This is a genomic window from Geomonas sp. Red32, from assembly GCF_023652955.1.
Classification (GTDB): domain Bacteria; phylum Desulfobacterota; class Desulfuromonadia; order Geobacterales; family Geobacteraceae; genus Geomonas.
In genome coordinates this window covers 136409-157990 of record NZ_JAKLOY010000002.1, presented here as the reverse complement: position 1 = coordinate 157990, position 21582 = coordinate 136409, and the positions used below count along the sequence as shown (strand labels likewise).

The 21582-nt window shown below is 61.4% G+C and carries 17 protein-coding genes; 15 read left to right on the top strand and 2 right to left on the bottom strand.

Annotation, left to right across the window (positions count from 1 at the left end):
• Positions 1-62: 62 nt before the first annotated feature.
• The 5 genes from L4X63_RS07630 to L4X63_RS07610 all read left to right on the top strand — a co-directional run bounded on the left by L4X63_RS07630 (position 63) and on the right by L4X63_RS07610 (position 4491).
• Positions 63-1016, top strand: coding sequence for a branched-chain amino acid ABC transporter permease (locus L4X63_RS07630; RefSeq protein ID WP_250678022.1), 954 nt, complete (start codon positions 63-65; stop codon positions 1014-1016).
• Positions 1009-1764, top strand: coding sequence for an ABC transporter ATP-binding protein (locus L4X63_RS07625; RefSeq protein ID WP_250678021.1), 756 nt, complete (start codon positions 1009-1011; stop codon positions 1762-1764). The genes L4X63_RS07630 and L4X63_RS07625 overlap by 8 nt, the downstream gene beginning before the upstream one ends.
• 219 nt (positions 1765-1983) lie before the next feature.
• Complete coding sequence (locus L4X63_RS07620) at positions 1984-2727, top strand: ABC transporter ATP-binding protein (protein WP_250678020.1); 744 nt, start codon at positions 1984-1986, stop codon at positions 2725-2727.
• A 30-nt stretch (positions 2728-2757) separates the two neighbouring features.
• Positions 2758-4059, top strand: a complete 1302-nt coding sequence (locus tag L4X63_RS07615; RefSeq protein WP_250678019.1) for a phenylacetate--CoA ligase family protein — start codon at positions 2758-2760, stop codon at positions 4057-4059.
• 99 nt (positions 4060-4158) lie between these two features.
• The gene (locus tag L4X63_RS07610) at positions 4159-4491 is read left to right on the top strand and encodes a c-type cytochrome (protein ID WP_250678018.1); all 333 of its coding nucleotides are present in this window, start codon (positions 4159-4161) and stop codon (positions 4489-4491) included.
• A 263-nt stretch (positions 4492-4754) separates the two neighbouring features.
• On the opposite strand, the gene L4X63_RS07605 is transcribed toward L4X63_RS07610, so the two are convergent.
• On the bottom strand, positions 4755-5990 hold the full coding sequence (locus L4X63_RS07605; RefSeq protein WP_250678017.1) for an MFS transporter: 1236 nt from the start codon (positions 5988-5990) through the stop codon (positions 4755-4757).
• Positions 5991-6262: 272 nt separating this feature from the next.
• Between L4X63_RS07605 and rd the strand changes: the two genes are divergently transcribed.
• From rd to L4X63_RS07575, 6 genes are all read left to right on the top strand, one after another.
• The gene (gene rd, locus L4X63_RS07600) at positions 6263-6421 is read left to right on the top strand and encodes a rubredoxin (RefSeq protein ID WP_250678016.1); all 159 of its coding nucleotides are present in this window, start codon (positions 6263-6265) and stop codon (positions 6419-6421) included.
• Positions 6422-6445: 24 nt separating this feature from the next.
• Positions 6446-9250, top strand: a complete 2805-nt coding sequence (gene acnA / locus L4X63_RS07595) for an aconitate hydratase AcnA (RefSeq protein ID WP_250678015.1) — start codon at positions 6446-6448, stop codon at positions 9248-9250.
• 116 nt (positions 9251-9366) lie between these two features.
• Complete coding sequence (locus L4X63_RS07590) at positions 9367-11280, top strand: PAS domain-containing sensor histidine kinase (RefSeq protein ID WP_250678014.1); 1914 nt, start codon at positions 9367-9369, stop codon at positions 11278-11280.
• Positions 11281-11793: 513 nt separating this feature from the next.
• Positions 11794-12354: a class I SAM-dependent methyltransferase gene (locus L4X63_RS07585; protein ID WP_250678013.1), complete on the top strand. Its 561-nt coding sequence runs from the start codon at positions 11794-11796 to the stop codon at positions 12352-12354.
• Between the two features lie 421 nt (positions 12355-12775).
• A complete protein-coding gene (locus tag L4X63_RS07580; RefSeq protein WP_250678012.1) occupies positions 12776-13174 on the top strand; it encodes a M67 family metallopeptidase in 399 nt (132 codons plus the stop codon).
• Positions 13175-13203: 29 nt separating this feature from the next.
• On the top strand, positions 13204-14154 hold the full coding sequence (locus L4X63_RS07575; RefSeq protein WP_250678011.1) for a ferredoxin-like domain-containing protein: 951 nt from the start codon (positions 13204-13206) through the stop codon (positions 14152-14154).
• 28 nt (positions 14155-14182) lie between these two features.
• Here the strand turns inward: L4X63_RS07575 and L4X63_RS07570 are convergent, their stop codons facing one another.
• On the bottom strand, positions 14183-14560 hold the full coding sequence (locus L4X63_RS07570) for a response regulator (RefSeq protein ID WP_250678010.1): 378 nt from the start codon (positions 14558-14560) through the stop codon (positions 14183-14185).
• 302 nt (positions 14561-14862) lie between these two features.
• Between L4X63_RS07570 and L4X63_RS07565 the strand changes: the two genes are divergently transcribed.
• The 4 genes from L4X63_RS07565 to L4X63_RS07550 all read left to right on the top strand — a co-directional run bounded on the left by L4X63_RS07565 (position 14863) and on the right by L4X63_RS07550 (position 21312).
• On the top strand, positions 14863-16419 hold the full coding sequence (locus tag L4X63_RS07565) for an ATP-binding response regulator (protein WP_250678009.1): 1557 nt from the start codon (positions 14863-14865) through the stop codon (positions 16417-16419).
• Positions 16416-17744, top strand: a complete 1329-nt coding sequence (locus tag L4X63_RS07560) for a sigma-54-dependent transcriptional regulator (protein WP_250678008.1) — start codon at positions 16416-16418, stop codon at positions 17742-17744. Before L4X63_RS07565 ends, L4X63_RS07560 begins: the two co-directional genes overlap by 4 nt.
• Before the next feature lie 406 nt (positions 17745-18150).
• Entirely contained in the window at positions 18151-18543 is a 393-nt protein-coding gene (locus L4X63_RS07555) for a response regulator (protein ID WP_250678007.1), read from the top strand.
• Positions 18544-18696: 153 nt separating this feature from the next.
• A complete protein-coding gene (locus L4X63_RS07550; RefSeq protein ID WP_250678006.1) occupies positions 18697-21312 on the top strand; it encodes an ATP-binding protein in 2616 nt (871 codons plus the stop codon).
• Positions 21313-21582 lie beyond the last annotated feature (270 nt).

The window sequence follows — 21582 nt, the reverse complement described above, 5'->3', positions numbered from 1 at the left end:
GAGACGTCCTCCCCCACCACTCCTTCCCTTGACGGGGGAGGATGGCTGCCAATAGGTTCACTATGAAATCTGACAAGCTCAAATTCCTGCTCTTCGCCGTGGTGGTGCTGGCCATCCCCCTCTTCATTCCCAAGGGGTATCTCACCAACGTGCTCATCTTCGTCGGCATCAACAGCATGCTGGCCCTGGGGCTCAACCTCCTTTTGGGGTACGCCGGACAGATCTCCCTCGGCCAGGCGGCCTTCTTCGGGCTGGGCGCCTACGGTTCGGGCGTCCTCAACACCCAGTACGTCATCAATCCCTGGCTCGCCATGGCACTGGTGGCCGTCGGGGTGGCCGCCTTCGCCTTCGCCATCGGTTTCCCGGTGCTCCGCCTGAAGGGGCACTACCTAGCCATGGCCACCCTGGGGGTCGGGGTGATCGCCTACATCTCCTTCAACGAGACGGTCGATCTCACCGGCGGGCCCTCCGGCCTGTCGGGAATCGAAAACCTCTCCATCGGCAGCTTCGTCTTCGACTCCGATATCAAGAACTACTACCTGGTCTGGAGCTTCGCGCTGGTCTCGATCCTTTTGGCGATGAACATGGTCAATTCCCGCTTTGGGCGCGGCCTGCGTGCGATTCACGACTCCGAGGTGGCCGCCCGCGTGATGGGGGTTAACGCCCGGCTCATGAAGGTGCAGGTCTTCGCCCTGTCGGCATTCATTTCCGCCATCGCAGGGAGCCTCTACTGCCATGTGATGACCTTCATCTCGCCGACTTCCTTCAGCTTCCCGGTATCCATCGAACTCTTGACCATGGTGGTCATCGGCGGGCTCGGGAGCGTGTTCGGAAGCGTCCTCGGTGCGCTGCTCCTCACCCTGCTTCCCGAGATGCTGCGGGCCTTCCAGGACATGGACATCATCGTCTACGGGCTGTTGCTGATCTCCATGACCATCTATCTCCCCGGCGGCCTGGTGCGCGGCATTCCCGCACTTTTCAGGAAGATCGTGCCGGCCAGGGGGTCCCATGCTTAAGCTCACCGGCATCGGCAAACGCTTCGGCGGCCTGACCGCGCTGCAGGGGATCTCCTTCGAGATCGTCCCGGGATCCATCACCGGGATCATCGGCCCCAACGGCGCCGGCAAGACGACCCTCTTCAACATCGCCACCGGGATCTATCCCCCCTCCGAGGGCGCCGTGCTCTTGGACGGCAAGGACATCTCCAACTGGCCCCCCGAGAAGCGCGCCTACCTGGGACTCGTGCGGACCTTCCAGAACATCGAGCTGTTCGGGAAGATGACCGTGCTGGAAAACGTCATGGTCGGCCTCCATACCCAGAGCAAGAGCGGGATATTCGCCTGTGCCTTGCGGATGCCCTGGCAGATGAGCGAGGAGCGGAGGATCCGGGAAGAAGCGAGAAAATGGCTGGAATTCGTCGGGATTCCGGAGCTGGAGAACGTCGAGGCGGGGACCCTTTCCTTCGGGAAGGGGAGGCTTCTGGAGATCGCCCGCGCCATGGCTCTCAAGCCGAAGCTCCTTTTGATGGACGAGCCCGCCGCCGGCCTCAACAGCAGCGAGACCGCCGACCTCGCCGACCTGATCAAGCGGATCCGCGACCTGAGAGTCACCGTCGGGCTGGTCGAGCACGATATGGACCTGGTCATGGACATCTGCGATTCCCTCGTCGTGCTGAACCTGGGGACCATGCTGGCCACCGGGACCCCGCGGGAGATCCAGGACAACCCGGCGGTCGTCACCGCGTACCTGGGCGAGGCCGAATGACCCGGCCTTGCGTTCAAGGACCGGCCTAGCGTTCCCCCCTTTGCGAAGGGGGGACAGGGGGGATTTTAGCGGTTCCTGCGCCGCGGATAGCGTCACTCCGCGCCACCTTCCCCCACCCCCTGGCCCCCTCCCTCAAGGGGCGGGGGAATTGTTACTTTACCTGCTTACCTGCACTCTCCCTCCCCTTCAAGGTGAGGGCTGGGGTGAGGATGGGGTTCGATGCTTAAGATAAAGAATTTAAACACATACTATGGCAAAGTTCATGCGCTGAAGAACGTCTCCCTCCACCTCAGCAAGGGGGAGATCGTTACCCTGATCGGTGCCAACGGGGCCGGGAAAACCACCCTCCTCAACTCCCTTTCGGCCATCATCCCGGCCGCCAGCGGAGAACTCCTTCTGGAGGGGAAATCGATCGCCGGTCTTCCCGCCGACCGGGTGGTTTCGCTTGGGCTCTCCCAGGTGCCCGAGGGGCGGCAGGTCTTCAATCCGCTCACCGTCGAGGAGAACCTGGAGCTTGGCGCCTACCTCCGCTACCGCGCCCGCGGCCAGCAGGGCGCCATCAAGGAAGACCTGCAGCGGATGTTCGCCATGTTCCCCCGCCTGGAGGAGCGGCGCCGCCAGGCCGCCGGTACCCTCTCCGGCGGAGAACAGCAGATGCTCGCCATCGGCCGGGCGCTCATGGCCCGCCCGAAGCTTCTTCTTTTGGACGAGCCGTCCATGGGGCTTGCCCCGCTGGTGGTACAGGACATCTTCAAGGTAATCCAGCGGCTGAGAAGCGAAGAGGGAACCACCATCCTCCTGGTCGAGCAAAACGCCCGGGCGGCCCTCAAGGTCGCCGACCGCGGCTACGTTTTGGAGACCGGTAAGGTGATCCTCGAAGGGGTGGCTTCGGAGCTTTTGGAAAATAAGGATGTGCAGCGCGCCTACCTGGGGCGCGACAAGAAAGAGATCTGGGAACGGTAAGGATCTCGGATTTTTATACGAGGTGATGTCATGCAGATTTGGGATCCCGATTACGAGTGCATGCCGCGGGAGGAGATGGAACAGCTCCAGCTCGAGCGGCTGCAGGCGACGCTGAACCGCGTCTATAAGAACGTCACCTGCTACCGGAACAAGTTCAAGGAGGCGGGGATCGTCCCCGAGGATGTCCTCTCCCTCTCCGACCTCTCCAAACTTCCCTTCACCACCAAGGAAGACCTGCGCCTGAACTACCCGTACGGCATGTTCGCAGTGCCGCTTCGCGAGGTGGTCCGGATCCACTCCTCGAGCGGCACTACCGGCAAGCCGACCGTGGTGGGGTACACCAAGAACGACCTCAAGGTCTGGTCCAACCTGGTCGCCCGCTTCATGACCGCCGCCGGCGTGAACAGCGACGACGTGGTCCAGATCGCCTTCGGCTACGGGCTTTTCACCGGCGCCTTCGGCCTCCACTACGGCTCCGAGCTGATCGGCGCCTCCGTCATCCCGATGGGGGCGGGGAACACCGAGAAGCAGATCATGATCATGCAGGACTACCGGACCACCGCCATGGTCTCGACCCCGAGCTACGCGGTCACCATCGCCGAGCGGATCGAGAAGATGGGGATCGATCCGAAAAGTCTCTGCCTCAAGGTCGGCCTCTTCGGCGGCGAGCCCTGGTCCGAGGCGATGCGGCGGGAGATCGAAAGCCGCCTCGGCATCTCCGCCACCGACAACTACGGACTCTCCGAGGTCATCGGCCCGGGTGTCGCCGGCGAATGCCCGTGCAAGAAAGGGATGCACATCTCGGAGGATTCCTTCATCGCCGAGATCATCGATCCCGATACCTGCCAGGTGCTTCCTCCGGGGAGCGTCGGCGAACTTGTGCTGACCTCGCTCACCAAGGAGGCCTTCCCGATGGTCCGCTACCGGACCCGCGACATCACCTCGCTCGACTACGCGAAGTGCGACTGCGGCAGGACCACCGTCCGGATGAAGAAGACCATGGGACGTTCCGACGACATGCTGATCATCAAGGGGGTCAACGTCTATCCGTCGCAGATCGAGGAGGTGCTCTTCGCCATCGAAGGGTGCGAGCCGCACTACCAGCTGGTGGTCGATCGCAAGGGGACCATGGACACCCTGGAGATCAGGATCGAGGTGACCGAGAACATCTTCTTCGACGAAATGAAGATGCAGAAGGCCTTCCTCGACAACGTGGAGCGCCGCATCGACTCGATGCTCGGGGTGGGGGCCGCCGTCAAGCTGGTGGAGCCGAACAGCATCCCCAGGGCGGAAGGGAAGGCAAGCCGCGTAATTGACAAACGCAAAATCTAGATTAGCATTGATTCCACCCTGGGAGGCACTCTAACAGGGCCAAATCATTGATCGGAATCCCGATTCGGGTATTGCCGGCTCACTACAAGGAGGAGTCACATGAAGAAAGTTCTCGCCGCATCCGTTTCCTGTTTGTCCCTTGCCCTGATGGCTGGCACCGCTCTTTGCGACACACCGAAAGGTGGCAAGATCGACGGGAAGCACGAGTTCGAAGAACATTGCGCGAGCTGCCATCCCAACGGCGGCAACATCGTCAACGCGAAGAAAACGCTCGGCAAGAAGGTCATGGCGGCAAACGGCGTCAAGACCGAGAAGGACATCGTCGCCAAGATGCGTAACCCCGGTCCTGGTATGACCAAGTTCGACGTCAAGACGGTCTCCAACAAGGAAGCCGCCGCCATCGCAAAGTACATCCTGGCTTCCTTCAAGTAACGATCCGCTGGGAGCATGAATTTAAAGAGCACCTGTCCGAAATCCGGGCAGGTGCTCTTTTTAGTTCCTGATTAGCGATGATCTTCCGCGGCAGAAAGTCCCCCTTTGAAAAAGGGGGATTTACAGCGGGTTCGGACCTTGAGAAATCCCCCCCGGCCCCCCTTTCTCAAAAGGGGGTGAGCCGGCAAGAGCCTAGCGGAAGATGATGAGTACTCGGCTTTTAGTTTGGTGGGAGGGGAGGTGTGGGGGAGCGAGCTGCACTCTCAGACCGCGGTCTCCCCTGAAGGGGCGAGGGCGGCAGGAGTGGCCGTGGCAACGTCGGACCCGGCCTTCTTCGCGGGCACCCGCATGAACTGGGCCGCCACCAGGGAGACCACGCCGAGGGCGCTGCCTGCCACGAAGGGGATCCGGTAATCGAGCATCCAGAAGTAACCGCCGAGGGCGGGAAGGAAGACGGCGGCGATGTGGTTGATGGTGAATCCCACCGACATGGAGGAGGCGATGTCCGCCGGATCGGCGACCTTCTGGAAATAGGTCCGGATGGCGACGTCGAAGTTGTAGAGGATGTTGTCGACGATGTACATGAACATCACCAGGGTCTTGGAGGTGCTGAAGGCATAGACCAGGAAGACGACGATGACCCCGGTGTACTCGATGGAAGAGATGAAGCGCTCTCCCACCTTGTTGATCGCTTTCCCTATGAGGGAGTTGAGGATGTACGCCACTATGTTGTTCACGATGAAAAGCAGCGTCATGTCTCTCACCGAGAAGTGAAAGACCTGGACCAGCAGCAGGATGGAGAAGACCACGAAGATCTGCCTCCTCGCCCCCGACAAAAGGGTGAGGATGTAGAAGAGGGAATACCTTTTCTTCAGGATCATCTTCTTTCGCTGCGGCACCACCCCCGCGTGGGTGGGGTCCTGCATGAGCCCCCACAAACCCGCCACCAGCACGAGTCCCCCGATCGCCAGGTACATCTCGCGGTACTGCGTCACCGCCCCCAGGACATAGACCAGAAGCCCCGCCGCCACGCTCGAGATGGCACCTAGCGCCCGGAGCCGGCCGAAGACCAATGGAGAGACGGCAGTGGAGAAGTACTGGAGGGTGAGCGACTGGTTGGTGCTCTCGTAATAGTGGAAGCCGAAGCTCATCACCACGGTGGTGAAGATGACCCACCCGTAAGTCGGAACCAATGCGGTGATGGCGGTTCCCAGCCCGAGGAGCGCCACCGAAAGGGCGGCCAGCCGATGCTCGCGGACAAATAAGAGGATGAAGACCAGCAGGAGGGTGAGGAACCCGGGGACCTCGCGGACCGACTGCACGATGCCGACCTGGCTTCCGTCGAGATGCACCACTTCGGCGGCGAAGTTGTTGAAAAGGATGGTGTATCCCTGAAGGCCGATGGTCGAGGCCGCGGTCATGATGATTAGAAAACGGAGCATGGGGCGCTGTTCGGAGGTGATGGCGCCGGGGTTTATCCTGCCGAGTAACCGTTGCATTCTGGATTTGCTTCCTTGAGTTTGTTTGGGGAGTGCAAAGGGGAGGGGAGTGCCTCGCCCCTGATTTTGTATCACTGTTGCCGTCTTTCTGTAAATGTCCAAAAGGCTGTCATGCTTGACTTTCTCCGTTGCGCCGCTATTTTTATCTAATGTTTCCGCGTGGGACAACCGACACAATGGATGTGGTTTTCTCTGTAGTACCGCGTTTTCGATTGATCCATTCACAGTCGTGCCCTCATGTCTCAATCCAATCAAGATCAAGGAGGTCAGTAATGGAAAAGTGGCGTTGTACCATCTGTGGCTATGTGTATGATCCGGCGGTCGGCGATCCCGGCAATGGTGTGGAACCGGGAACCAGTTTCGAAGATCTTCCCGGCGACTGGGTCTGCCCGGTGTGCGGTGTGGACAAGAGTCTGTTCGAACGAGCGTAGTTACTACTTGCCTGGAGCGTGAAAATGGCCACCAATCTTCTCGACAGTTACCAATCGACCAAGTCCCTCGCCGTTGACGGGAAAAACTACCAGTACCGCTCGCTCAATGCCTTTGCGCAAAAGGCCGGCATCGATATCGGCAGGCTTCCCTATTCGTTGAAGATCCTGCTGGAAAACCTGCTCAGGCGCGAGGACGGGGTGACGGTCAAAAGCGACGACATCGAGGCCGTCGCCCGTTGGGAAGCGGCCGCTACCCCCGACCGGGAAATCCAGTTCATGCCGGCCAGGATTCTGCTCCAGGATTTCACCGGAGTGCCGGCGGTCGCCGACTTGGCCGCCATGCGGTCGGCCCTGGCACGGCTTGGCGGCAAGGCATCCCGGATCAACCCGCTCCAGCCGGTCGACCTGGTTATCGATCACTCGGTCCAGGTCGACCACTATGGGACCGTCTCGTCGGTGAAGACCAACTCCACCCTGGAATTCGAACGCAACCACGAGCGCTACCAGTTCCTTCGCTGGGGACAGTCCGCCTTCCGCAACTTCCGGGTGGTGCCGCCGGAAACGGGGATCTGCCACCAGGTCAACCTGGAATACCTCGCCCAGGTGGTGATCCGAAACGAGACGGGCGGCACGACCTGGCTCTACCCCGACACCCTGGTCGGCACCGACTCCCATACCACCATGATCAACGGCGTCGGCGTGGTCGGCTGGGGCGTGGGGGGGATCGAGGCCGAGGCGGCCATGCTCGGGCAGCCGTGCTCGATGCTGATCCCGCAGGTGGTGGGATTCCGGCTCGCCGGGAAGCTCAAGCCCGGCGCCACCGCCACCGACCTGGTTCTCACCGTAACCCAGATGCTTCGCAAGAAGGGGGTGGTCGGTAAGTTCGTGGAGTTCTTCGGCCCCGGTGCTGCATCGCTCAGCATCGCCGACCGCGCCACCATCAGTAACATGGCCCCGGAATACGGCGCCACCATCGGCATCTTCCCGGTGGACGAGCAGACCATCGCCTATCTGAAGATGACCGGCCGCGGCGAGGTTGCGCCGCTTGTCGAGGCCTACTTCCGCGAGCAGGGGCTCTGGCCCGACCCGCAGCGCCCCGAGCCGCTCTTCAGCGATACCCTCGACCTCGACCTGGGGAGCGTGGAGCCTTCGCTGGCGGGCCCCTCCCGCCCCATGGACCGGGTACCACTGGCCGACGTCCGCGGCTCATTCCGCAGACAGCTGGTGACGCTCCTTAAGTCCGACGCCGCCAAGATCGACAAGGAGACCCTGGACCGGTGGCTGGGGGAGGGGGGATCTCCGGTTACCGTGGCCCGTGAGCTTATGGAGGTGCATCCGGACCAGGACCTCGGTTCGCTGGGGCACTGCGCGCCGGTCCGGCAGCCGGACGGCGTCGCCTACAAGCTCTGCCACGGCTCCATCGTCATCGCCGCCATCACCAGCTGCACCAACACCTCCAACCCTTCGGTCATGATGGCCGCCGGTGTTTTGGCCCGCAATGCGGTCCGCCGCGGCCTGCAGGTCCGTCCCTGGGTGAAGACCAGTCTCGCCCCGGGATCGAAGGTGGTCACCGACTACCTGGCCGCGGCCGGTCTGATTCCCTACCTCGAAGCGCTCCGCTTCCACCTGGTCGGCTACGGCTGCACCACCTGCATCGGCAACAGCGGACCGCTTCCCGAGCACATCGCCAATGCGGTCACCGACGGCGAGCTCGCGGTGGCAGCCGTTCTCTCCGGCAACCGCAACTTCGAGGGGAGGATCAACTCCCACGTCCGCGCTAACTACCTCGCCTCGCCGCCGCTCGTGGTCGCCTACGCCCTGGCCGGTAATATCAACATCGATCTTACCCGGGAGCCGCTCGGTACCGACGCCAACGGGCAGGAAATCTACCTGGCCGACATCTGGCCCGACGACGCCGAGGTCGCCTCGCTGGTCAACACCCATGTCCTCCCTCAATCCTTCAGCCGCAACTATGCGGACGTCTTCCGGGGGGACGAACAGTGGAACCGCCTCACGGTCCCGACCGGGGAGCTCTACCAGTTCCAGCCGGATTCCTCCTACATCAAGGAGCCCCCGTTCTTCCTGGACCTCTCCCCGCAACCGTCCGCGGTGGGGGACATCCAGGGGGCCCGGGTGTTGGCCTACCTTGGCGACTCCATCACCACCGACCACATCTCCCCCGCGGGCTCCATCGCCAAGGATTCCCCCGCAGGCCGCTACCTCGTCTCGCTCGGAATCGCCCCCAAGGACTTCAACTCCTACGGCGCCCGCCGCGGGAACCACGAGGTCATGGTGCGGGGGACCTTCGCCAACATCCGGATCCGCAACAAGCTGGTGCCTGCCCAGGAGGGTGGGGTGACCAAGTGCTTCGCCGGCGGCGATCCCCAAGGGGAGGAGATGGCCATCTACGATGCCGCCATGCGCTACGCCCAGGCGGGGACGCCACTGGTGGTGATCGCCGGGAAGGAGTACGGGACCGGCTCCTCCCGCGACTGGGCGGCCAAGGGGACCAAGCTCCTCGGGGTGCGCGCGGTCATCGCGGAGAGCTTCGAGCGGATTCACCGTTCCAACCTGGTGGGGATGGGAATTCTTCCATTGCAGTTTCTCCCCGGAGAGAGCGCCCAGAGCGTCGGGATCGCCGGCACGGAGACCTTCGAGATCCCCGGGCTGGAATCCCTGTCCCCGGGGCAACAGCTGCAGGTTAAGATCTCTGCCAACGGCACCAGCTCGGAGTTCACCGTGGTCGTCAGGATCGACACATCCAACGAGCTCGACTACTACCGTCACGGGGGGATCCTCCCCTTCGTGCTGAGACAGTTCATCAGGTAACCAGGCAGCCAACCTGGCAGGGCCGGTTCACTCATGAAGCGTGGCCTGCCCATGGCGACATTCGCCCCTCAGGTAGCCCGGCCCGCAGTCAGGCCGCCTGAGGGGCTTTTCTGGCAATGGAAAGGGTAGTAGAGATGGGGGATGCCAAGCTGGATATACTGCAGATAGCCGGGCACCTTCTGGACCTTTCCTCTCCGGTAGCCCTCAGGGAGCCTCTCCCACCTTTCCGGGTGATCGCCCACAACAACGCCTACCTCGACCTTCTTCCCGATCCCCCCGCAAGCCGGGATGCCACCGGCACGGCACCCGTCGGATGGATTCTCTCCCGCCTCACCGGCGTCCAGAAAACCGGCCACTCTTTCAGCCAAGACGAGCTCCCGGTCGGAGGCGCAGAAGGGCCGCGCTGGTTCAACTGGCAGCTTTCCCCTTTGGTCTCTTTCGGAGTCATGGTTGCCATCATCGAGATGGCGACCGAGGTTTCCGCTTCCGTACGCGCGCGGCTGGCGGCGGAACATGCGCTGCAAACCGAGCAGGAGAAATTCCGCACGGTCTTCAATTCGGCAGCGGCGGGAGTCGGGCGCGTTGCGCTGGACGGTAAATTCCTGGAGGTCAACCGGGTGTACGCGGACCTCCTGGGGTACGCGGCCGGGGAGTTGGAAGGAATGACCTTCCAGGATGTTACCCATCCTGACGATATCGCTGGCGATTTGCTGCTCGCCGGCCGGTTGTTGGCTGGGGAGACGGCCGATTACCACACCGTCAAACGCTACCGCCGCAAGGACGGAACTATCTCCTGGGTCAATCTCTCCGTTGGGCTGGCCCGTGACCGGGCTGGCGAACCAAGCTACTTCACCGCAATCGCGGTGGATATCAATGACCAAAAGCGTTTCGAGGAGGAGCTCCAAAAGGCCAACCTGAAGTTGCAGCTCACCCTGGACAGCATAGCGGAAGGGTACTACTCGCTGGATGCCGGCTGGTGCTTCGTCGCTGCCAACCCCGTTGCGCAGCAGTATTTCGGACGCCCCGGCATGGACCTCATCGGGATGAACCTCTGGGAGATCACCGGCTGGCCAGCTGGCTCCAGGGTACGTACGGCTTTCACCAAGGCGAGGGAGACCGGGGCCATGGCCCGGCTGGAGTTCGAATCCAGGCTTCAGAAGGGATACTGGATCGAGGTCCATCTCCACCCGCGGCAGGACGCGCTCGATGTCTACTTTACCAACGTAAGCGACCGCAAGCGGGTGGAGGTCGAGCTGCAGGCCGCCCGCGACGAGCTGGAGCGGAGGGTGGAGGAGAGGACGGCCGAGCTGGAGGCCACGGTACGGGAGCTCCACCACAAGGAGCACCTGCTGCTGCAGCAGAGCAGGCTGGCGGCGATGGGGGAGATGATCGGGAACATCGCCCATCAGTGGCGGCAACCGCTCAATTCGCTGGCTCTGCAGGTGCAATCGCTTCCGGTCGCCTTCCGCGCCGGTGTCTTTACCGAGCAGCGGCTGCTGGAGACCGTTGAGAAGGCGATGATGCTGATCCAGCACATGTCGGGAACCATCGACGACTTCCGCAACTTCTTCAAGCCCGACAAGGAAAAGACCGAGTTCCACCTGAAAGAGGTGGTCTGCAATGCGCTTCACCTGGTCGAGGGAAGCTTCAAAAGCCGCCAGATCGAGATCGTCGTCAACGACAAAGAGGATCCGGTCGTCTACGGCTATCCCAACGAATACTCGCAGGTCATTCTCAACGTGCTGAGTAACGCCCGGGAAGTTATCGAAGCGAGAAACGTGGTGAAGCCAAGGGTCACCATCACCATGGGGGCTTCGGAGGGAAGATCCGTACTGACCATCGGCGACAACGCCGGCGGCATTCCGGAGGAGATCATCTACAAGGTCTTCGAGCCCCACTTCACCACTAAAGGTGCCCAGGGAACCGGGATCGGCCTTTTCATGGCCAAGAACATCATCGAGAAGAACATGAACGGCAGGATCAGCGTGCACAACACCGCGGAAGGTGCCGAATTTACCATCCTCGTTTAACCGCCACCGTCTTTCCCCAGGCAAGGCCCGGCGCAGTTGCCGATTGCCGATTCCATTCCCGATAACCAGCGCAACTCCATCTCAAAACGGCCCTCTCCCAACCACGGCGGTACCAGCTACTTCTTCGTGCTCCCTTTCCCGTCTTCACTCCGGCCATCTCCAGAAGGAGAGGGTGGGGAGTTCACCGAGGCGGAAGATAGTGACTAAACCGGGATCTGACTCCGGACAGCAGGATCGGTCCCGCCCATCATCTCCACTGTCAGGGCGAAGGAGTATACTTGGTATTAAATAAATGTAATGAGATGAATGCGCCACCCATCCGGGAAAGGGAAGGAGCTCAAAAAGGGTTCATCGGGAGGCTCAAAGTCCCCCTTTAAAAAAAAGGGGGACTTTGAGGGATTTTCCCCGTTGCCAACGTCACAAATCCCCCCTGTCCCCCCTTTTCCAAAGGGGGGGCCTGCTATCCCCAGTATTTCCAGATGAACGTAAATGCCGGTAGCGAGGAGAGAGATAATGAGCACGGCATCCGAAGGTGTCAGACGGTACAGCCGCTTCTTCAAGAAACAGTCGGCCCTGCGTGTTCTCGATTACGGTACCGGTACCATGAGGAATGCGATCTATCTCTCGCGGGAAGGTTTCCACGTGGTGGCAGCCGACCTGCCGGACCAGGTGGCCCGGTTGAGCGGGGCGCCGGCCCTTGAGTACGTGGAGCGGCTGTTGCCGGTGGAGGTGCTCGCTGAAAGCCATCTCAATGTCGATGTCGTCCTCTCAACCTATGTCTTCAACATCATCATGGATCATGCCAGCCGTGACCTCTACGTCCGCAACATCGTCGCTAACCTGCGCCCTGGCGGGTACCTGCTGATGGAGACCCGCTGCCCGCGGCTGAGCGAACGCTGCTCCCTTGCCTGCCACGACTATTTCACCAGCACCTGCTCGAAGACCCTCACCCACGAAGAGCTCGATGCCCTCTTCAACCCGTACGGTATGCGGCGGATCAGCCACTACTACCGGAGCCACGCGGTGGTAGCCATGTACCGCAAAAACCCCACTCTCTTACCCCCGCCTCTCTAGACATTATCTCAAGCGCCCACCCTTTCCTCGTCCCTCAACCGGGAAGGTGCCGGAAGCGCTTCCTCCCCCTCGCCGCTTTAGGCTTTGATGGTGGCCGAAAGGCGGGCGAGGGGGACCTAATCCTCGATTTTTAACTTGACAAATAGTGTGTGTAATTGCTATCCGTTTACACCACTGAAATGGAAAAGTATCAGGAAGGCGTTTATGACGATATCGCTCAAGTTTCCCATTCCCACGCTTTCCACTTCACTCAGGCCGTGTACTGGCCTACAATGCGCCGCCAAGTAATAGAATGAAACTTCCCCTTATTTCGAGCCGCCAGGACCGCCGGGGATTCCGGACCAGGCGGCCGTGACTGCCTCACCCCGGCCCGGCTCTAGCGAGAGGCGACGGGGATAGGGCCTTGCGGCCCGGAGAAGAGATGATCGAGATACCGCGCGCAATCATCAACGAGCTGATCGGCCATGCCCGCATCGGGTTTCCGCTTGAGGTCTGCGGGATCCTGGGCGGGAGCGACGGCGCCGTCTCCAGGCTTTACCGGATGACCAACACCGATGCCAGCCGCGAGCACTTCACGATGGAGCCCAAGGAGCAGTTCGAGGTGGCCCGTGATCTGCGGGCGAGATCGCTCACGATGCTTGCCATTTATCATTCCCATCCGCAAGCGCCTGCCTGCCCCTCGGAAGAAGACATCCGGCTGGCGGTGGCCCCCGATGTTTCCTATGTCATCGTTTCGCTCACGGAGCCGGATAATCCGGAGGTCCGCTCGTTCAGGATTGCCGGGGGCAAGGTAGAGCAGGAAGAATTAGCCATCACGTAACACCTTGGAATACCAGGAGGAGATACTGCATGTCGAAAGAAAAAACGCCCGCCGTCGATCTTAAGAACCTGAAGGCTGGCGGATTCATAAAGGAGCGCGGCAAGGACCTTTTCACCATCCGTCTGAGGGTCCCTGGCGGACGGCTTTCGGTTCCGCGGCTGAAGAGGATCGCCGAGGTGGCGGAGAAGTTCGGCGGGGAGTTCGTGCATCTCTCCATGCGCCAGTCCATGGAGATCGTCAACGTCAACTTCAGGGATTTCGACTCCGTGGTGAAGGACCTGGGCGAAGCCGGGCAGGAGGTCGCGTCCTGCGGCGCCCGCGTCCGCGTGCCGGTCGCCTGCGGCGGATGCGAGTACAACCCCAATGGGCTGATCGACACCCAGAAGTCAGCCATGGAGGTCGATGCCAAGCTCTTCGGAACCGCTACCGGCCACCACAAGTTCAAGGTTGCCTTCGCCGGCTGCCCCTTCGACTGCCCCAAGTCGGCCACCAACGATGCCGGTTTCCAGGGAGCCGTCGAACCCGCCCTTGACCTTTCCTCCTGCATCGGTTGCGGTCTCTGCGCAAAGAACTGCGTCCCCAAGGCGATTACCATGGGTGAGGACCGGAAACCGCTCTACCAAAACGATCCCTGCATCTGGTGTGGCGACTGCGTGAAAGTTTGCCCGACCGGGGCATGGGGCGAGAAAAGACGTGGCTACACCGTCCGGATCGGCGGCAAATGGGGACGGAATCCCCTGGTGGGAACCCTCTTTGCCACCTTCGTTGAGGAGGACCGGGTGGTCGATTTCATTTCCAGCGTCCTGGAATGGTACCAGGCGAAGGCCGAAGGAAAGGGGCGGGTGCGGCTGGGAGACATCCTTTTAGCGGAGGGAACGGAGCCTCTTCTTGCCCACCTGCGGAAGAAATTTCCCGAAAATGTCGTGGAAGCGACCCTGCCGCCGCAGATCATAGCCACCCAGGTGGGGGCCGCCCGTTAGCCGGGGGGAGTCAGAACCTTGAGCCGCTCTAGGAAAGCTTTTGCTCTTCCAGCAGGCTGTGTATCTTGTCCATGATGGTCAGCGGGTCGATCGGCTTTTCGAAGTAGCCGGTGCATCCTGAGGCGAGGATCCGGTCTTTGTCGCCGGACATGGCGTAGGAAGTAATGGCGATGATGGGGACTGTCCCGTCGGCCCCCGACTCCCGGATGCGCCGGGTCGCCTCGAAGCCGTCGATGTCGGGGAGATTGATGTCCATGATGATAAGAGGGGGGAGCTCGGAGATCGCGAGCTCTACCCCCTTGAGGCCGGTCTCCGCGGCGATTACCTGGTACCCGCAACGCTCCAGCGCGTAGGTGATGAGACGGAGGTTGTCCTTGTTGTCCTCGACTACCAGCACCTTTTTCATGAGGTCTCTCCGTTTCCCTTCCCCGGACCGAAGGCGCCATTCACGTCCCCTGATCCCCACTCCTTGATGCGGTCCCTCTCCTGTCTCCGCAGCACGAAACGCACCTACCTCGTTCGTTCAATTTTACCTGTGTCATAGCATCGAAACAACAGCCTTGCAAAAAAAGTTGCATCTCCCCTTACCTGTGGTACTCAAGACACCATCATCTCTGCCAATGTGTAAGCCGTAAAGAGAATACCTTTTCATCCCTTTGACAGCCGCCGCTGTGCTTTGACAGTTCTTTTTTTCATCGAGAGGGTGCCATGAAGATCCTCGTCGTCGACGATAATCCCAATGACCGGCAGATCCTCCGGCAGACCATCGAGGCCCACGGCCACGAGGTGCTGGTGGCCGGGGGCGGGGAGGAGGGCATCCGGCTGGCGGTCCATCACCTGCCGGACCTGATTGTCTCCGACGTCTTCATGCCGGGGATGGACGGCTTCCAGTTCCTGAGGACCCTCAAGCGGTTCGGCGCCATTCCCTTCATCTTCTATTCCGCGGTGTACCAGGGAAAGGAGGAGGTGGAACTGGCACGCGCCCTCGGCGCGGAATGCTTTCTCGCCAAGCCGAAGGACCCGTTGGAGTTGTGGCACGAAATAGCCCAGGTCCTGGAAGCGGGAGTCCGGCAGCGGCAGGAAGGTCACGACCTGGTCGAGAAATCGGATCTCTACCTGAAGAGGTACAGCGAGGTGGTGGCCGCCAAGCTTGAGGAGAAGGTGGCCGAACTGGAGGAGACCCAGGCGGACCGGCAGCGGGTGGCCGAGGATTACCGGGCCATCCTGCGAACGGCCATGGACGGTTTTCTGCTGGTGGATTACCAGGGGCAAGTCATGGACGCCAACGACTCCTACTGCAGAATGACCGGGTACGAGCGGGACGAGCTCCTCCGGATGAGGCTCCCCGACCTGGATGTGGTCGATACCGACGAGGACGTGGCGACGCGAATCTCGGACATCCGTCTCCAAGGTTCCGCCCGTTTCGAGACCAGGCACCGGCGCAAGGACGGGGCACTGATCGATCTCGACGTCAGCGTGCACTGCCTCCCCAATTCCGGCGGCAGGCTGGTCTCCTTCCTGAGGGACGTGACCGAGAAGAAGACCATGGAGAAGGAACTCTTCGAAGCCAAGCGGATGGAGATCATCGGCCACCTGGCCGGTGGGGTGGCTCACGAAGTCCGCAATCCGCTCAACGCCATCCTCTCCATCTCCGAAGCACTTTTCCGCGAGAAGGAATTTGCCGGAAACCAGGAATACCTTCCCTATCTCACTCATATCCGGGCCCAGATCGGGCGGCTGTCGAAGCTTATGAACGATCTCCTCGACCTTGGCAAACCGATTCCCGCCTCGAGCATCACCGGCATTTCCCTGCCGCGGTTTTGCCGCGAGACCGTGGCCCTCTGGAATGCCTCCCCTGCGGCAGCAAAGCACCAGGTACACCTGGTCTACGGACTCGACGAGCACGGACTGGAGGTAAGTGCCGACGAGGCCAGGCTTCAGCAGGTGCTCATCAACCTGCTGGATAATGCCGCCCAGAGTTCTCCCGAGGGAAACTCCATCGCCCTCGAATTGGAAAGCGCTCCGGGAGACCGGGTAGCCCTGCGGGTCCGGGATGCCGGGCGGGGGGTGGCGGAAGAGAAGCTGGTGCGGATCTTCGAGCCGTTCTTCACCTCACGCCGGGAAGGGACCGGCCTGGGGCTCACCCTCGTGAAGCAGTTCGTGGAAAACATGGGAGGTGAGGTGAGGATCTTCAACAACGATCCGCCACCGGGATGCACGGCCGAGGTGGTTCTTAAGCGTGCAGCTGCGGAGGCCCTCCAATGAAGAGGAAGATCCTTCTCCTTGACGACGATGCCGGTACCCGCTTCGGTTTCACCCGTTTCCTCTCCTTGAGCGGGTACGACGTGCAGGAAGCAGAATCGCTGACCAGGGCGTCGGCGGCCTACGGCGCCCAGAAGTTCGACGCGGTCATCGTCGACCTGAATCTCCCCGACGGCAGTGGGCTCGATTTCATCGAAACCGTCCGCAGCGATTCGCCTGACGTCCCGATCATCGTCATTACCGGTGCGGGAGACATCCCCCTTGCCGTCGAGGCGATGCGCCGCGGGGCTGACAACTTTCTGACCAAGCCGGTCGACATGGAGGGAATCGAGCTGTTCCTGGAGAAATCCCTGGAGATCGGGATGATCAGGAAAGGGATCAGCTCGCGTCAACGGATCGAGAAGGTGAGGGACCCGTACTTCGGGGAATCCCCCGCAATGAAAGAGGCCGCCGAAATCGCGCGGCTGGCCGCCGGGGAGGATTCGCCGGTGCTGATCACCGGCGAGACCGGCACCGGGAAAGGGGTGCTGGCGGCCTGGATCCACCGGCAGAGCCGCCGCCGGACCGGGCCGTTCGTCGAATTGAACTGCTCGCTTTTGAGGGGAGAGCTGCTGGCGAGCGAACTGTTCGGGCATGTCCGGGGGGCCTTCACCTCGGCCGACCGTGACCGGGAAGGTTTCTTCGATGCCGCCGACGGCGGCACCCTCGTGCTTGACGAGATCGGCGAGATGGAAATCCCCATGCAGGCGCAGTTTCTCAAGGTTCTGGAAGAGAAATCATTCCGGAGGCTGGGAGAAACCAAGGTGCGGCGAAGCGATTTCCGGCTCATCTGCGCGACCAACAAGGATATCGAGGAGGAGGTGCGGGCGGGGCGCTTTCGCCGGGACCTCTTCTTCCGGATCAACCTCCTCACCATATGGATCCCGCCGCTTAGGGAGCGGGTGGAGGACATCCCCGGCTTGACCCGGCATATGCTGGGGGTGTTGGGGGCGCCCGAGCGGGAGGTCTCCGCGGAAATCCTGGAGATGCTGACTGCCTACCCGTGGCCGGGGAACGTCCGTGAGCTCCGCAACGTGCTCGAGAGGGGAGTGATCCTGTCCCGCGGCAAGCCGTTTACCCCTCAACACTTCGCCACCCTGCGTGACACCTCGATGTGGGCGGAGGTCGCGGGCAAGGCGACCCTCGAAGAGGTGGAGAAGGCCCACCTTCTGGCAGTGCTGGAGCGTTGCGGCGGCGACGTCGCCAAAGCCGCAACGGAGCTCGGGATTTCCAAGGCAACGGTCTACCGCCGTCTGAAAGAGCTGAAGAAGCCATCGGGCACCGGGTGACAGACTGCCCCTGCACCAGCCCCGCGAACCCGGCCCAGACGGTTCAAGTCCCGCCGCCGTTGAAAAAAAATTGCTTTTTCCCTTGTAATTCTTACAGCTTACAAGAATATCTCGGACGTCCGAAATGGAGCCTTCCCTCTCACCTTGATTCCGCCGTTGCAACAAAAAAACTGCTTTCCCCATGTAATTCCCCTACCTTACAAGAAAATTCGGCTGGCCGAAACGGGTCCTTCGCCTCTCCTTTGATTTCGCAGAATGAGACTCCCTTTCTCATAATGAGAAACCTCCCTCACCGTCAACGCCGCTGTAGAACGCTAACCTGTTGAATCCACAATGCCCACCCTGCTGGCACCCTTCTTGTTATGGAGAGAGGAGATCCTGAACCTTCGACAGGGAGTAAAGCGCCATGGAGATGGAAAAGAAGCGGATCCTGGTGGTCGACGACGAAGAGTCCATCCAGTTCTCTTACCAGCGGCTGTTCCGGCGGGAGAACGTAGAGGTGGACGTCTGCGGCAACCTCAAGGACACCCTCGCCATGCTCGATCAAACCGGGTACGACGTCGTCATCGCCGACCTCCGGCTATCGGATCCCGACGGCCGGGAGGGGCTCGAGATCCTGGAACGGGTGCGGCGCTCGAGACCGGATACCTCCGTCATCCTGATGACCGGGTACGGGAACGGCGACGTCCACGAAAAGGCAACGGAGTTGGGAGTGCTCAAGTATTTCGTCAAGCCGGTCGAGGTCGAAGACCTCATGAATCTCCTTTCCAGGATCGGCATCCCCCTGGAGTCCGCCTGATAAGGCGATGCCGGACGTACCGGGGGCAGCCCGCCGGAGTGGCTATGAGCACCGGGCTGTAGAGGATCGGATATGAAAGAGTTAGTGCAATCGGCAGCAGGGACAAGGTTTCCATTCCATAAACTTAGGCTGGCGACCGTTATCGGTTGGACCATGGTGGCCATCGGCTGTCTTGCCGGCGAATACCAGCAGAGCAGGGAGTTTCTCCTCACCAACGCCAAAGCGATGGCCAAGTTGTCCTTCGACAAGGACCTGTTGTTCCGCCGCTGGGGTGCCTCCCATGGCGGAGTGTACGTTCCGGTCTCCCCGAGCACCCAGCCCAATCCCTACCTGAAGGTCCCCGAGCGCGAGATCGCCACCGGCTCGGGGCGGCTGCTCACCCTGGTGAATCCTGCCTACATGATCCGCCAGCTCTACGAGCTCAGCCGCCGTGACTCCTATGCCCCGCAGGGGCATATAACGAGCTTGAACCCGATCCGCCCCGAGAACCATCCCGATGCCTGGGAGTCCGCCGCCCTCGCCGCTTTTGAGCGCGGCGTCCCCGAGTATGGGGAGATGACCTCCTTCGCCGGGAAGAATTACTACCGGTACATGCGGCCGCTCATGGCGGAGAAGGCCTGCCTCAACTGCCATGCGGCCCAAGGGTATCGCGAGGGACAGCTCCGCGGGGGGATCAGCGTCTGGATTCCGCTCGAAGGGCTCGTGAAGGTAACCGACCACAACCGTTTCTCCCATCAGTCGGTAATCGTGGCGGTCTGGTTGATCGGGCTCCTCGGTATCTGGGTCGGCTGGCGCAAGATCGGGGAAGCCACCGCCAACCTGACGGTCGAACGTAACAACCTGACCGCCATCTTCGACGCTGCGCCGGTAAGCATGCTGCTGGTCGACGAAAACCTCCAGGTGGTACGGGTCAACAGGGCGATGCAAACCAACTTCTCCCTCGAGGTTACAGGCTGGCGCGGCCAGCGCCCCGGCGGGGTCGTCCGCTGCATCAACGCACTGGTGGACGAACGAGGGTGCGGTGCCGCTCATGACTGCCTTTCCTGCCCTCTCAACAATGCCATCTGGACGGCGATGCAGCAGGGGAGGGCGGCCACCGGGGAGGCCTGCATCGTCACCATGACCGGCGGCGAGTACGACGTGGTCACCGTGGAGTATGGCGTCGAGCGGATCGTGCTGGAGGGGAGGCCGTTCGTGATCCTGTCGCTGGCCGACATCACCGAGGCGCGGAAGTCCCAGGACGATCTCAAGGAGAGCGAGCTCCGGTACCGGACCATGGTGGAAACCCTGCCCGTGCTCCTTTTCCGGATTGCTTCCGACGGGCGTCTGTCGTTCCACGACCGAAAGGTGGAGGAACTCTGCGGGTTTACCAAGGACGAGTTCGCCTCTCTCGAGAGGGACTGGTTCTCCCTTGTTAAGGAGGCCGATCGTCCCCGGGTGGATCAGGCATTGCGCGGCGCGAGGATACCGGGCGGGGAATGTTCGGTTGAATTCAGGATCGTCACCAGCACCGGGAAGGAGGCCTGGCTCCTGGCCCAGGCCCATTTCGCGCCGGCGGCCGGCGAAAGCTCTGGCGCCATCGGCGTCATGGTTGACATCACCCAGCAAAAGCAGCTCGAGGAGCGTTACCTCCATGCCCAGAAGCTGGAAGCGGTCGGCCGGTTGGCAGGTGGCATCGCCCACGACTTCAACAACCTCCTTACCGTCATCATGGGGAACGTCGAGATCGTCGCTCATTTCGATGCCGACCCCGCCATGATCAGGATCGCCTCCGGCCAGATCATGGCAGCCAGCGAGAAGGCGGCGGGGCTAGTCCGCCAGTTGCTCGCCTTCAGCCGCAAACAGGTCTTCAGCCCGATGGTGCTCGATTTGAACCAGGTGATCGCCGGAATGGAGCCGATGGTCCGCCAGCTCACCAACGGTCACATCGGGCTGGTCACCGACTGCGCTTCCCAACCCTGCCTGGTGATGGCCGACAAGGGGCAAATGGAGCAGGTGATCATGAACCTCGCGCTCAACGCCCGCGACGCGATGCCCGAGGGGGGCATCCTCGATATCGTCACCAGCACCATCGACCTCGATGCCACCTGTTCGCCGATGGTCGGCAAGGACGTCACCCCCGGACGTTACGTCCTTCTTTCGGTAACCGACTCAGGGGTCGGTATCGACGCCCAGACCCTCAGCCATATCTTCGATCCCTTCTTCACCACCAAGGAGGTAGGGAAGGGGACCGGGCTCGGTCTGGCCACCGTTCACGGCATCGTCAAACAAAGCGGCGGCGAGATCCGCGTCTACAGCGAGGTCGGCCGGGGAACCACCTTCCGGGTGTACCTCCCGCTGTACCATGGGGAGAAGCCGCACGATGACGTCGCCGGCGTGGAGAAGACCACCTGCGGAAAGGGGTGCATCCTGCTAGTGGAGGACGAGGACGCCATCCGTAGCATTGCCAGCGACTACCTCAACTCCTGCGGCTATTCGGTGGTAACCGCCAACAGCGGCGAGGATGCCCTTGTCGCCTGGGAGAAGTGCCGCGGCGAGGTCCACCTGGTGATCACCGATCTTTCCATGTCCGGGATGGACGGCTACACCCTCGTGCAGGAACTGGCTGGGCGCGGAGCGGAGGCCAAGGTGCTCTTCATGTCCGGCTACGTGGAACCTCCCGAGATGAAGGAACGGGTGGCATCCAACGAAGTATCCTTCCTGCACAAGCCGTTCACGATGAACGTGCTGGCCACCAAGGTAAGTGAGCTTTTGGAGCAGCAGGAGTGATCGAATTCCGGATTCCGCCACCGTTAAAGATGTCATTGAGGGCCTGCCGACGCAGGCCTTCTCTTTTTCAGAGGCGGCCGGGGCAGGGGGGACTGTCAGGGGGAAGTAGCGGCATGAAGCAGGAGAGCACGTTTATTGCATTTCGTTGAAGCAGGGTTAGACTCTTCAAGGAAGGTGGCCTGAAAGTATAATGTCTTTTTCGGTCTGTTACGGTGAAATAAAGGACAGTGTCTAGTTAATGTGATTACTCCAATGATAGTTCGATCCACC

Coding starts and splice junctions, on each gene's coding strand:
- L4X63_RS07620 (WP_250678020.1), top strand. CDS start 1,984: ATGCTTAAGATAAAGAATTTAAACACATACTATGGCAAAGTTCATGCG.
- L4X63_RS07630 (WP_250678022.1), top strand. CDS start 63: ATGAAATCTGACAAGCTCAAATTCCTGCTCTTCGCCGTGGTGGTGCTG.
- L4X63_RS07605 (WP_250678017.1), bottom strand. CDS start 5,990: ATGCAACGGTTACTCGGCAGGATAAACCCCGGCGCCATCACCTCCGAA.
- L4X63_RS07550 (WP_250678006.1), top strand. CDS start 18,697: ATGGTGGCCATCGGCTGTCTTGCCGGCGAATACCAGCAGAGCAGGGAG.
- L4X63_RS07625 (WP_250678021.1), top strand. CDS start 1,009: ATGCTTAAGCTCACCGGCATCGGCAAACGCTTCGGCGGCCTGACCGCG.
- L4X63_RS07580 (WP_250678012.1), top strand. CDS start 12,776: ATGATCGAGATACCGCGCGCAATCATCAACGAGCTGATCGGCCATGCC.
- L4X63_RS07615 (WP_250678019.1), top strand. CDS start 2,758: ATGCAGATTTGGGATCCCGATTACGAGTGCATGCCGCGGGAGGAGATG.
- L4X63_RS07610 (WP_250678018.1), top strand. CDS start 4,159: ATGAAGAAAGTTCTCGCCGCATCCGTTTCCTGTTTGTCCCTTGCCCTG.
- L4X63_RS07575 (WP_250678011.1), top strand. CDS start 13,204: ATGTCGAAAGAAAAAACGCCCGCCGTCGATCTTAAGAACCTGAAGGCT.
- L4X63_RS07570 (WP_250678010.1), bottom strand. CDS start 14,560: ATGAAAAAGGTGCTGGTAGTCGAGGACAACAAGGACAACCTCCGTCTC.
- acnA (WP_250678015.1), top strand. CDS start 6,446: ATGGCCACCAATCTTCTCGACAGTTACCAATCGACCAAGTCCCTCGCC.
- L4X63_RS07585 (WP_250678013.1), top strand. CDS start 11,794: ATGAGCACGGCATCCGAAGGTGTCAGACGGTACAGCCGCTTCTTCAAG.
- rd (WP_250678016.1), top strand. CDS start 6,263: ATGGAAAAGTGGCGTTGTACCATCTGTGGCTATGTGTATGATCCGGCG.
- L4X63_RS07565 (WP_250678009.1), top strand. CDS start 14,863: ATGAAGATCCTCGTCGTCGACGATAATCCCAATGACCGGCAGATCCTC.
- L4X63_RS07560 (WP_250678008.1), top strand. CDS start 16,416: ATGAAGAGGAAGATCCTTCTCCTTGACGACGATGCCGGTACCCGCTTC.
- L4X63_RS07590 (WP_250678014.1), top strand. CDS start 9,367: ATGGAAAGGGTAGTAGAGATGGGGGATGCCAAGCTGGATATACTGCAG.
- L4X63_RS07555 (WP_250678007.1), top strand. CDS start 18,151: ATGGAGATGGAAAAGAAGCGGATCCTGGTGGTCGACGACGAAGAGTCC.